This is a genomic window from Robertmurraya sp. DFI.2.37, assembly GCF_029211245.1.
Taxonomy (GTDB): domain Bacteria; phylum Bacillota; class Bacilli; order Bacillales; family Cytobacillaceae; genus Robertmurraya; species Robertmurraya methanolica_A.
The window spans coordinates 1-11,056 of record NZ_JARGEJ010000092.1 but is presented as its reverse complement, the minus strand read 5'-3'; the positions used below and the strand labels follow the sequence as shown (position 1 = coordinate 11,056).

Here is an 11,056-nt window from a genome sequence, read left to right as displayed (position 1 = left end):
CCACTATACCAAAGAAGCAGGTGCCTTTTCTTGTTTAAAGGCAATAGTCAAGGAACAAAGTTGATTGTTCTTAAAGCTTTAATAGACCTAAAACAAGGTCGATTTTCAAGGTGCGAAAGTTGAGTTAATAGTATTGAAAATGTAGTCATACTAAAAAAATAGATAAAATTTTGAAAAAACTGTTGAAATATGTTGTCGAACCAAATATAATTTGAAACATCTAGTCATCTGATGACCTTATCATCTTGTGATATGTAAGTATGGAAACGATTCCTATTCTGTTCATTTAGATGATGGTTTTAGCTACTCTGATGAAGACTAGCGGGGAATGTGATATGGGACTCGCTATGTAAGCGTTTAATGATAACGCTCACATTAGCGGAAGATGAAACTTAGAAATTGGAAATGGGGAGATAGGGGATGTTACTACTTGTTGCTTTAAGTGCGATTATTGCACCGTTTGTTTTTTTAGTTCTATTTAAAATGCCTGCCATAAAGGGAATGTCAATAAGTGCAGTTATCGTTATATTGTTAGCGCTTACGGCATGGGGAATGGATTCTAAAGTTATTCTTTCATCTGTCTTACAAGGGACTCATAAAACTTTTACAATACTCTGGATCCTGTTTGGAGCATTGGTATTACTAAACACATTGCGTAATACAGGAGCGATCACTAGAATCAATCAAGGCTTTCAATTTATTTCCGCTGACATGCGTGTCCAAGCGATCATTGTTGCATTCTTATTCGGATCGCTTATCGAAGGTGCTGCTGGATTCGGCACACCTGCTATGGTTACTGGACCTTTAATGATTGCCCTTGGTTTCAGACCGATTGCTGCGGCAACGATCGCCTTAATTGCCGATAGTACCGCAGTAATGTTTGGTGCAGTAGGTACACCTGTAGCAGTTGGTTTAAGTAATATACCTGGAGCTGATACTGCATTTTTTAATGAAGTTGGTCGGACGATTACATTATTGGATTTAGGTGCTGGTACGTTTATTCCTTTGATTCTCGTTTGCATCCTAACTAGCTTTTTCGGGGAAAAAAAGAGCATCAAAGATGCAATTCCTATGATTCCTTGGACATTATTAGTAGGGATCGTGTATACAAGTTCAGCCTATCTATATTCTGTTTTATTTGGTCAAGAATTCGTTTCTATTCTTGCAGCACTAACAGGTTTAATCGTCGCATCGTTAACAGCTAAGAGCGGATTCCTCCTACCGAAAACAGAGTGGAAAGAAGCGATGAAAGAAGGATTTCAGGTTGATACAACAAAATCAAGTATGGGACTTGTTACCGCGTGGTCACCTTACTTAATTGTTGTTCTATTATTGCTCGGAACCAGGATTGTCCCGTGGTTAAAAGAGTTTACCAATACGGCCATTGATCTTTCTTGGGTTGGAATACTAGGAATTGATTCTATTAATTCTGATTGGAAATTCCTTTACTCGCCGGGGACAATTTTAACAATTGCTGCCATATTAGCGTTTATCATTCAACGGAAATCAACAAAGACCTTTACAAATGCTGCAAAAGAATCTTTGTCCTCTATGAAAACAACATCCATTTCACTAATTGCAACATTGGCAATGGTACAAGTTTTCAGCAATTCTGGTCTTAATACGAATGATCTTTTAAGTATGCCGCAGTATATCGCGACAAGCTTTGCGGAAAATCTTGGATTTATTTGGATTTTTGTCGCTCCGTTCCTTGGAGAACTCGGTGCATTTATTACGGGAAGTGCCACTGTTTCTACATTAACGTTCTCGCCGATTCAATATAATGTTGCCACTCAGATTGGACTTGACACAAATGTTGTATTGGCTGTTCAATTAATTGGTGCTGCAGCAGGTAACATGATCTGTGTTCATAACGTAGTAGCAGCTAGTGCAGTTGTTGGTTTAGCAGGTAAAGAAGGAGAGATTATCCGTAAAACATTAATTCCTGCTATCCTATACGGACTATTAGCTGGACTGGCAGGTTTTATTGCTCTAGCATTGCTTTAATAAAAAGGAATTTTGGCTCATTTTCTCAAGCTTTCAGTGTTAATGAAAGCTGTGTGAAACGAAGGTTTCACACAGCTTAAGTCAAAAACTCCGATTTTTTAGCTTAAACAAGAAAAATCTTTTATATACTCATATTGAGCCAACCATTATCGTCTTTTTAAATTTAAGCCTATCGAAATTCTTCGATGGGCTTTGTTTGATTTAATTCAATATCTTCTATTATATAGTTATCGTTTTTTTACTTTATTTTCTTTTTGTCCTAATCACCAACAATCATGTATACTTATGTAGTTATCTAAATCACTCACACTTTCGTTATTAAAAAAGCTCAGAGGAGTCTGTGAAACATGAAAATTATCTGCACTACGTTAAACGCTAAGTACATACATACCAATATAGCAATTCGTTATCTTAAAGCATACGCGAAGCCTGAATTTGATGTTGAAATCGTTGAATTTACGATTAAAGATCCAATTATAAATATCGTCACAGACTTAATTCAAAGAAAACCCGAAGTTATTGGCTTTAGCTGTTATATTTGGAATATTGAAGAGACACTTAAAGTGATTAAAATGATTAAAAAGATAAATTCCTCCATTCGCATTGTACTTGGCGGACCTGAGGTCACCTACGATGTGTACGAATGGATGGAAGGAGAAACAGACATTGATTTTATTGTCATTGGCGAAGGTGAGGAGACTTTCAAGCAACTTCTGCACCAACTCAATCACAACCATGATTTTTCGCAAGTGATGGGAATTGCTTACCGTGAAGGTGAACGAATTCGCATTACACCACAAAGCAATAAAGTTGATTTACGTGAGCTCCATCACCTTTTCGATTTGAAGAGGATATTCCCCATCTATCGAAAAGAGTTACTTATATAGAGACAAGCCGTGGATGTCCGTTTAATTGTCAATTTTGTCTTTCTTCAATCGAAGTAGGAGTTCGTTATTTTGACAGGGAAAAAATAAAAGAAGATATTCGCTATTTAATGAACAATGGTGCAAAAACGATTAAATTTGTGGATCGCACCTTTAACATTAGCCGTAGCTACGCCCTGGAGATGTTTCAATTTCTTATTGACGAGCATGTACCAGGTACTGTCTTCCAATTTGAGATTACAGCAGATATTATGCGACCTGAAGTGATCGAGTTTCTAAATAAAGAAGCTCCAAAGGGATTATTTCGCTTTGAAATTGGTGTGCAATCAACCAATGATTTTACAAATGAACTTGTGATGAGAAAACAAAATTTTGAGAAACTTACCCGCACTGTCACAATGGTAAAAGACGGTGGAAAAATTGCTCAGCATTTAGATTTAATCGCAGGGCTACCCGAAGAAGATTATTTTTCTTTTCGTAAAACCTTTAACGATGTGTTTGCCTTAAGGCCTGAAGAGCTTCAATTAGGTTTTTTAAAGATGCTCCGCGGTACAGGCTTAAGAATTCGAGCAGATGAGCATCAGTATATTTATATGGATCACTCTCCATATGAAATACTGGGGAACAACGTACTTTCTTTTGAAGATATTATAAAGATCAAACAAGTGGAAGATGTTCTTGAAAAATACTGGAATGATCATCGCATGGATCATACAATTGAATACCTCTTCCAACATTTCCCTTCCCCATTCGATTTCTTTCAGGAATTTGGCTCTTATTGGGAAACTCAAGGATGGGCAAGAATTGGCCACCAATTAGAAGACTTATTTAAAAGACTTGTTCAGTTTTTACAATTTATCAAATTTAAAGAACTTGAAACGGTTGTTGGATTAATGAAAATTGACTATTTATCGAAAACGAAATACAAACCGCGAAAACCGTGGTGGGAACCAACACTAACAAAGCAGGAGCGTTCAAAAGTTTATCAAGCTGTTCTTCAGAATCGATTACAAATTGGACAAAAATTTGAAGCGTTACATTTAAATGAAAGGGATCTATAAAAGCATACGCTTGTTGAAGAAATACCATTTGATTTAGGAGAATATTGGGAGAAGGATAAAATTGTAAAAGCAAACACGATTATGATTGTTCATTTTGATTCAACTCGGGAAAAAGCAAATTTCTATTATGTAAAAAAATAATCCTATACGATACACACGGTCCAATCGACCGTGTGTTTTTTAACATTTTTTCTTTTTACTTGAAACATCCTTTTTTTCTTTACTAGCAAACGGGATCTCATGATGTTTGGCCGCATTCATATCACCAAACTCGTTTCCAAATTCAACACGACTTGCTGCCTGCTTTTTTTTCTTACTCATCTCTTTTCCCCTTTCTCCCTTTTTTTGAATTGCGATTAAAACCCTTCATTTCATTTTCACCATTAGCAAATTCAGCAGAAAACTCTGCTTCTTCTATATTTTTCTTTGGCGTTCTACTATGTTTCGCCACAGCATTATACTCAGCCTTTCTTTTTGCCATTTTGCATCCTCCTCATAACTCATCGCTCTTATTGTTTCGGAAACGTGATCTTTATGACGTTCCTTACACATTATTATTTACAAAGATTTTAACAATACACTCCCTTTTATTTCATCGATAATCGAACTATCCTTTGGAGAAATTAAAATTATATCTAATAAAGGAGTGACGACGTTGAAGAAGAAGCTTAAGAAAATTACGGTTGATGAAACAATGCCTCACCAAATTAATTCACCCGATTTTAAAGATACAAATATGAAAATGGAGCGACCATTTATAAATGATTTTGGTGTGGTTATCGGTGATAGTCATTACTCATCTGCCCATTCCCCACTTGAGCAGTGGAGCGATGAAATCGATCCGGCGATCATGTCTGGTGAAGAGTGGATTCATCCGACAAATGATATTGGTTGGAATACACGAGAAAACATAGAGTTAATTGAGAGCAAAAAAAAACCTAATGCTTTTCCATTTATGCATCCCACAAAAGATGTCAGCCACGGAAAAGATTAGGGTTTTTATCCAATAATTACTCTTTCTTTTGGATAATGATAGTTTGTTTTTTCTTCCTTCCCTCCGATCATAAAGAGGAATGAAAGAAGTCCAATTCTACCGATAAACATTAAGAGCATAATAACGATTTTTCCAAACGAGGATAAATCCGAAGTGATTCCCATCGATAGACCGGTTGTACCAAATGCCGAACATATTTCAAACATGAGCTCCATTAATGAATGATCCTCTGATATGGATAGGGCTACAAGGGAAGTCGTACATAATGCAAAAGCAAGCATCGTTACGGCTAATGACTTGCGGATGTCATCTTCATGTAACTCTCTGCGAAAAATTTTAATATGGTGATTTCCCTTGGCAAAATGCCATAAATAAAGAATATTTAAAGCAAAAGTTGTCGTTCTAATGCCTCCTCCAACCGAACTTGGTGATGCCCCGATAAACATCAAACCACTCATGACGATTAAGGTTGCCTGTGAGAAATTGCTTACATCTATCGTCGCAAGCCCTCCACTTCTTGTTGAAGCAGATTGAAATAGGGCATAGAAAAATGATTTATGCCATGTTTCATTTATAAAAGCATAGCGCCACTCTAACAGAAAAATAACTACTGTTCCAAATACAAGAAGAGCAAGAAACGTTAATGAAGTTAATTTTGTAAAAAGGGAAAAACGAAATGCCTGTTGATTTTCCTTTTTAATTAAAAATTGTTTTACTTCAATTAGAACTGGAAAACCAATAGCACCGAGCGTGATTAAAATAATATTAATCAACTGAACAAAATAATCATTTGCGTATGGTTCAAGTGACTGACCAGTGATATCAAAACCACCATTTGTTGTCGCACTAATCGATGCAAAAAGACCATGAAAAAAAGCATCCTGCCAGTTTGAATAATAATTTAAGAAATAAATCCCTAAAATAAGTGTTCCAATTAATTCAATCAAAAGGATGATTTTTAAAATATCTTTAATCAAATTAACAAGCCCTGCTAAACTTGTTTGGTTTTGATCGACCATAATCAAGCGACGTTCCTTTAAACCAATCTTACGTCCAAGCAAAAGCCAAAAAAAAGTTCCTAACGTCATGACCCCTATACCTCCAAATTGGAGGATCGCCATTAATACGAAGATTCCAAACATACTATATGTCTCGGAAATATTAATAACTGTTAAACCAGTTACACTGACAGCGCTCACCGCAGTAAATACCGAATCAATGAAAGGAATTTCTACTCCATTTTTATGCACCGCTGGAATTCGCAACAACAGAACTGAGATTGTGATTGCCAAAGCGTAATAACCGACAATTACTTGTGCTGGTGTTCGTTTTTTAAGAAAGATTTTAACATTTGTCCACATTTTTTGTTCCTCTTTGCTTAATTTAGTCCATTCCACTCTTGAATTCGACTAATTTCATTATCTATTCCCCTATCATAAAGAAATTTGTTCTATATTTAAAGCTTTTACGGAAATTTTGTTTGATAAATTCAAAGCTGCTTCCATTTCGCTCTTATTAATTACTCTCCCCTCTTAAACGAAATCGATTATACTTAATAGAAAAAGGAGGCGAAAATAATGCTCTATAAAGAACTAGCAGATAAGATCATTTCAGAGGTACGAAGATTATTAAATGAAGACATTATTGTCGTCGATATAAACGGAATGATTATCGCAAGTACTGATCCAAAAAGAGTAAATTCATTTCATGAAGGAGCGTTAATTGCCTCGCAAAGAAAGGAAAAACTTATTATTTCAGAGGCTGATCAGGCGATCTTAAAAGGAGTGAAAGCAGGGATAAATTTACCCATTTTCTTTCAAGGTAACGTCGTTGGCGTCATCGGCATTACCGGTAGTCCTGAAGCCATATCTCCTTTTGGTGAAATCATCCGCAAAATGACCGAGCTTCTTATTAGTGAAAGTTATTATACAGAACAGTTTGATTGGCAGTCTCGTTCAATAGAGGCATTTCTTCTTGATTGGCTTTATTTAAAAGAATGGAACGAAAATTTTATGGATAGAGCACATCTTCTCGATATCAACATGGATATTGAGCGCCAAGTAATGATTGCTGAAGTAAAGCAAGATCCCTCATTTCTCCACCGTGATGTCTGGTTATCGATTTTGTCTTGGCAGGAAAAGGGGAAATTTGAAATCATTGCGAGATGGGGAAATAACCGCATCATTTATCTGCTTACTCCGCAAAAACAAAAGCAAAATTACAGTCGAGAAAAAGCTAAACGTTTTCACCAATTTTTATTAGATTGTTTGCAAACAGATGTTTCTGTCGGAGTTGGATTAGCCGTTCCATCACTGCAAATTCAAAATTCCTATCAACAAGCAATTAGAGCTTTAAATGCGTGTAAAACAATGCGTGAAGTTGTTTTTGATGAAGATCTCGCTTTAGACATGATTCTCGATGAAATCAGTCAGCAAACGAGAGATGATTTCGTCAAGAGAACAATAAAAGGGTTACTGTCGGAAGATGAGCTTATACTTACATTAAAAAAACTAATTGAGCATCATTTCTCCTTAAAAAACACGGCTCAGGCTTTACATATTCACATTAATACACTTCATTACCGCCTGAAAAAAATCACGGATTTAACGAAATTAGATCCTCGCAATGTCGATGATTTATTTGTCCTTTATTTAGCACTTCAGTTCTTAGAAAATCAACAATGACTGGACTAAAAACTGGGCAGAAGACCATTTGGATAAACAGACAAAAATAAAGATATAACATTAATATTTTTTATATAAATATACATAGAAGATTTCCCATCTATTTTTTATACTTATAGTGAGTAAGTAATATTACGACTATACTGTAAGCGTTTTAAAGGTAAATAAAATGACGGGGGAAATGCATTTATGATTAACGAAGAAATAAAGGGAAGGATTATCTCTATTGTAGGAGCCGAAAACTTCGATGATAGCAAAGTAGGAAGACTAACCTATTCGTATGATGCTACACCAAATTTTCAAGCCCTCCCCGATGGAGTAGTAAGTCCTAGAAACACTGAAGAAGTTGCTGAGCTAGTGAAAATTTGTAATGAACATCATATTCCTATTGTGCCACGAGGCGCAGGTTCAAATTTATGCGGCGGCACATGTCCTACTGAAGGTGGATTAGTATTTCTATTTAAACACATGAATGAAATTTTGGAGATCGATGAAGAAAATTTAACTGCCACAGTTCAGCCTGGCGTTATCACCCTTGATTTAATCAATGCAGTAGAAACAAAAGGTCTGTTCTTCCCTCCTGATCCAGGTTCCATGAAAACATCGACAATCGGGGGCAATATTAATGAAAACTCAGGTGGTCTACGCGGGTTAAAATATGGGGTCACTCGCGACTATGTCATTGCACTTGAAATTGTACTTGCTAACGGGAGTATCATTAGAACTGGTGGAAAGCTTGCCAAAGATGTAGCTGGATACGATTTCACGAGATTGTATGTTGGTTCAGAGGGCACACTAGGAATCATTACTGAAGCTACCTTAAAACTTGTGCCGATTCCAGAGACAAAAAAGACAATGCTTGCTTTATATGAAGACCTTGAAGCAGCAGCTACAACCGTTTCGAAGATTATAGCGAATAAAATTATTCCAGCGACACTCGAATTTTTAGATCAAGCGACACTGAAAGTCGTAGAGGATTATGCAAAAATTGGACTTCCTACTGATGCAAAAGCAGTCTTATTAATCGAACAGGATGGCCCTCCTGAGGTTGTGGAAAGAGACATTAAAAAGATTGCTGATCTTTGTACTGAAGAAAATGCCGTATCGGTGCAAATAGCGAAAACAAAGGCTGAAGCAGAAGCGTTAACAACTGCTCGCAGAACGGCTCTTTCTGCATTAGCTCGCTTAAAGCCAACGACTATTCTCGAGGATGCGACCGTTCCTCGTTCACAAGTTGCGAACATGGTTAAGGCTATCAATGAAATTGCTGAGAAATATCAATTGAATATTTGTACCTTCGGACACGCAGGAGATGGTAATCTCCACCCTACTGTTCCAACTGATGCTCGTAACAAGGAAGAAATGGAAAGAGTAGAAAAAGCGTTTGAAGAGATATTCGAAAAAGCGATCGAGCTTGGAGGCACTATTACTGGTGAGCACGGCGTCGGCATTATGAAAGCTCCGTATTTAGAATTAAAACTTGGTCAAGAAGGTATTGTAGCAATGAAGGCAGTAAAAGCAGCTCTTGACCCAAACAATATTATGAATCCTGGAAAAATATTTGCCAAGGATAGCAGAAAACGTGTGGTGATTGGACAATGACAACTTTGCAAGAACAACAAGTAATCCAAGATCAATTTAAAGAGCGCATGGATGAAGATGAATTATTAAATTGTATGCGCTGTGGCTTCTGTTTACCTAGTTGTCCCACCTATATTACTTCTGGCTATAAAGAATCCCATTCTCCAAGGGGAAGAATTGCCTTAATGAAAGCGGTTGTTGATGGTCTAATTGAACCAGATGAGGATTTTGAGACCTCACTAAATCAATGCCTTGGCTGTCGAGCATGTGAACCAGTTTGTCCATCAGGAGTAAACTACGGTCATTTACTAGAAGAAGCCCGCGATATTATCAATCAAAATAAAAAGCACTCCTTACCTGTAAGAACAGTGAGAAAAGCGGTTTTTGAAGGACTATTTCCACATCAAAATCGCATGAGAAACATTACCGGTTTGCTAGGATTTTATCAGCGTTCAGGATTACAAAAGGTTGCTAGAGCTACTGGTATTATGAAGCTTTTTCCCGAAAGCCTAGCAACAATGGAACGCGTCCTACCAAAAGTGCCAACGATGAAAGAAATGAAAAACCGTCCACAATTTTTACCTGCAGAGGCACCTAAGACGAAAAAAGTTGCCTTTTTTACGGGTTGCTTAATGGACACGATGTTTCTTGAAACCAATAATGCAACAATGAAATTATTGCAGCTTGCTGGCTGTGAAATTATCATCCCAGAGAGTCAAAATTGCTGTGGGGCTTTACATGGACACAGTGGTGAAAAGGATGGTTCAAAGGAACTTGCCAAAAAGAACATTCAAGCATTTGAGGATTTGGATGCTGATTATATTATTACAAACGCAGGTGGCTGTGGGGCATTTTTAGTTGATTACGATCACCTCTTAAAAGACGATCCAGCATGGAAAGAGCGCGCACTAGCTTTTAAAAATAAAATCAAAGATATTACGGAAATTCTTTATGAAGTAGGCTTTCATGAGAAAGTTAAATTAGAGCTCCCTTATCAAATTGTAACCTATCAGGATTCCTGTCACTTACGCAATGTAATGAAAACAGCAGTAGCACCAAGAGCACTTTTACAAACGATCGAAGGCATCGAGTTTAAAGAGATGAAGGATGCAGATCGATGCTGCGGTTCCGCCGGAATTTATAATATTGTTGAATCTGAAATGTCGATGCAAATTCTTGATTACAAGATGGAGCAAACAAAGGCAACACATGCCTCCACCGTCGTAACGGCAAATCCAGGCTGTCTGCTACAAATGAAGCTTGGTATTGAAAGAGAAGGCTTAAATGAGAAAATGCGTGCTGTCCATATTGTTGATTTACTAATGGAAGCTGTAAAATAATCACAACATTATCCAAAAGGAACTGAAAATTTTCAGTTCCTTTATCTTATATTTTTCCCTTTAAACTTCTTGACAAATTTACCACTCATGAAATTGATTCCATCTCAAATACTATTTTTACAGGGGGTTTTTAACCCTTGTTTCAAACAAAATAAAGGAGTTGAGAAAAATGGCAAGAAGCAGCAACAAATTATTAGTTCCTGGCATTGAACAATATTTAGACCAGGTTAAATACGAAATCGCTCAAGAATTTGGTGTTAATCTTGGGTCTGATACCGTTTCGAGAGCTAACGGTTCCGTTGGTGGAGAAATTACAAAAAGGCTTGTAAAACAAGCGCAGTCCGGGCTTTCTGGTCAGCAAAAGTAAGTAACTCTCATAGGGTTTGTCAAGAAAAGTGTGTAAGTTATTCTAGATACTTCTTTACACGATTCTTCAGGTGGTCATGAATTAACAGTTGATTCATGACCATAGCCCATTGTTGGATATGTCCGCCTTCCCATTTCT

General features: G+C 36.9%; 9 protein-coding genes and 1 pseudogene. 7 read left to right on the top strand and 3 right to left on the bottom strand.

Annotated features, from left to right (window positions below):
- Nucleotides 1-420 precede the first annotated feature (420 nt).
- Together PZE06_RS24635 and PZE06_RS24630 are read left to right on the top strand one after the other, a co-directional pair.
- Entirely contained in the window at nt 421-2,007 is a 1,587-nt protein-coding gene (locus tag PZE06_RS24635; RefSeq protein WP_151026271.1) for an L-lactate permease, read from the top strand.
- Between the two features lie 347 nt (nt 2,008-2,354).
- Nucleotides 2,355-4,093: pseudogene (locus PZE06_RS24630) on the top strand (B12-binding domain-containing radical SAM protein).
- 39 nt (nt 4,094-4,132) lie between these two features.
- Here the strand turns inward: PZE06_RS24630 and PZE06_RS24625 are convergent.
- Together PZE06_RS24625 and PZE06_RS24620 are read right to left on the bottom strand one after the other, a co-directional pair.
- Complete coding sequence (locus PZE06_RS24625; protein ID WP_191963596.1) at nt 4,133-4,273, bottom strand: hypothetical protein; 141 nt, start codon at nt 4,271-4,273, stop codon at nt 4,133-4,135.
- Entirely contained in the window at nt 4,266-4,433 is a 168-nt protein-coding gene (locus tag PZE06_RS24620) for a hypothetical protein (protein WP_191963595.1), read from the bottom strand. Before PZE06_RS24620 ends, PZE06_RS24625 begins: the two co-directional genes overlap by 8 nt.
- Before the next feature lie 174 nt (nt 4,434-4,607).
- On the opposite strand from PZE06_RS24620, the gene PZE06_RS24615 reads away from it, so the two are divergent.
- Nucleotides 4,608-4,946 carry a DUF3905 domain-containing protein gene (locus PZE06_RS24615; protein ID WP_151026270.1) on the top strand — a complete coding sequence of 113 codons (339 nt, stop codon included), beginning with the start codon at nt 4,608-4,610 and terminating at the stop codon, nt 4,944-4,946.
- Nucleotides 4,947-4,951: 5 nt separating this feature from the next.
- Here PZE06_RS24615 and PZE06_RS24610 read toward each other — a convergent pair whose 3' ends face one another.
- Nucleotides 4,952-6,307, bottom strand: coding sequence for a TrkH family potassium uptake protein (locus PZE06_RS24610; protein WP_151026272.1), 1,356 nt, complete (start codon nt 6,305-6,307; stop codon nt 4,952-4,954).
- Between the two features lie 216 nt (nt 6,308-6,523).
- Here PZE06_RS24610 and PZE06_RS24605 point away from each other — a divergent pair, with 216 nt between their 5' ends.
- The 4 genes from PZE06_RS24605 (at nt 6,524) to PZE06_RS24590 (ending at nt 10,918) form a co-directional block, all read left to right on the top strand.
- Nucleotides 6,524-7,630, top strand: coding sequence for a CdaR family transcriptional regulator (locus tag PZE06_RS24605; protein WP_151026269.1), 1,107 nt, complete (start codon nt 6,524-6,526; stop codon nt 7,628-7,630).
- 189 nt (nt 7,631-7,819) lie between these two features.
- A complete protein-coding gene (gene glcD / locus PZE06_RS24600; RefSeq protein ID WP_151026268.1) occupies nt 7,820-9,232 on the top strand; it encodes a glycolate oxidase subunit GlcD in 1,413 nt (470 codons plus the stop codon).
- On the top strand, nt 9,229-10,551 hold the full coding sequence (locus PZE06_RS24595; RefSeq protein WP_151026267.1) for a (Fe-S)-binding protein: 1,323 nt from the start codon (nt 9,229-9,231) through the stop codon (nt 10,549-10,551). The genes glcD and PZE06_RS24595 overlap by 4 nt, the downstream gene beginning before the upstream one ends.
- Nucleotides 10,552-10,720: 169 nt before the next feature.
- Nucleotides 10,721-10,918, top strand: a complete 198-nt coding sequence (locus tag PZE06_RS24590; protein WP_151026266.1) for an alpha/beta-type small acid-soluble spore protein — start codon at nt 10,721-10,723, stop codon at nt 10,916-10,918.
- The last annotated feature ends 138 nt before the right edge of the window (nt 10,919-11,056 follow it).

Excerpts from the sequence above, each read along its gene's own strand:
- PZE06_RS24635 (WP_151026271.1), top strand. The coding sequence starts at position 421 with ATGTTACTACTTGTTGCTTTAAGTGCGATTATTGCACCGTTTGTTTTT.
- PZE06_RS24625 (WP_191963596.1), bottom strand. The coding sequence starts at position 4,273 with ATGAGTAAGAAAAAAAAGCAGGCAGCAAGTCGTGTTGAATTTGGAAAC.
- PZE06_RS24620 (WP_191963595.1), bottom strand. The coding sequence starts at position 4,433 with ATGGCAAAAAGAAAGGCTGAGTATAATGCTGTGGCGAAACATAGTAGA.
- PZE06_RS24610 (WP_151026272.1), bottom strand. The coding sequence starts at position 6,307 with ATGTGGACAAATGTTAAAATCTTTCTTAAAAAACGAACACCAGCACAA.
- PZE06_RS24605 (WP_151026269.1), top strand. The coding sequence starts at position 6,524 with ATGCTCTATAAAGAACTAGCAGATAAGATCATTTCAGAGGTACGAAGA.
- glcD (WP_151026268.1), top strand. The coding sequence starts at position 7,820 with ATGATTAACGAAGAAATAAAGGGAAGGATTATCTCTATTGTAGGAGCC.
- PZE06_RS24595 (WP_151026267.1), top strand. The coding sequence starts at position 9,229 with ATGACAACTTTGCAAGAACAACAAGTAATCCAAGATCAATTTAAAGAG.
- PZE06_RS24590 (WP_151026266.1), top strand. The coding sequence starts at position 10,721 with ATGGCAAGAAGCAGCAACAAATTATTAGTTCCTGGCATTGAACAATAT.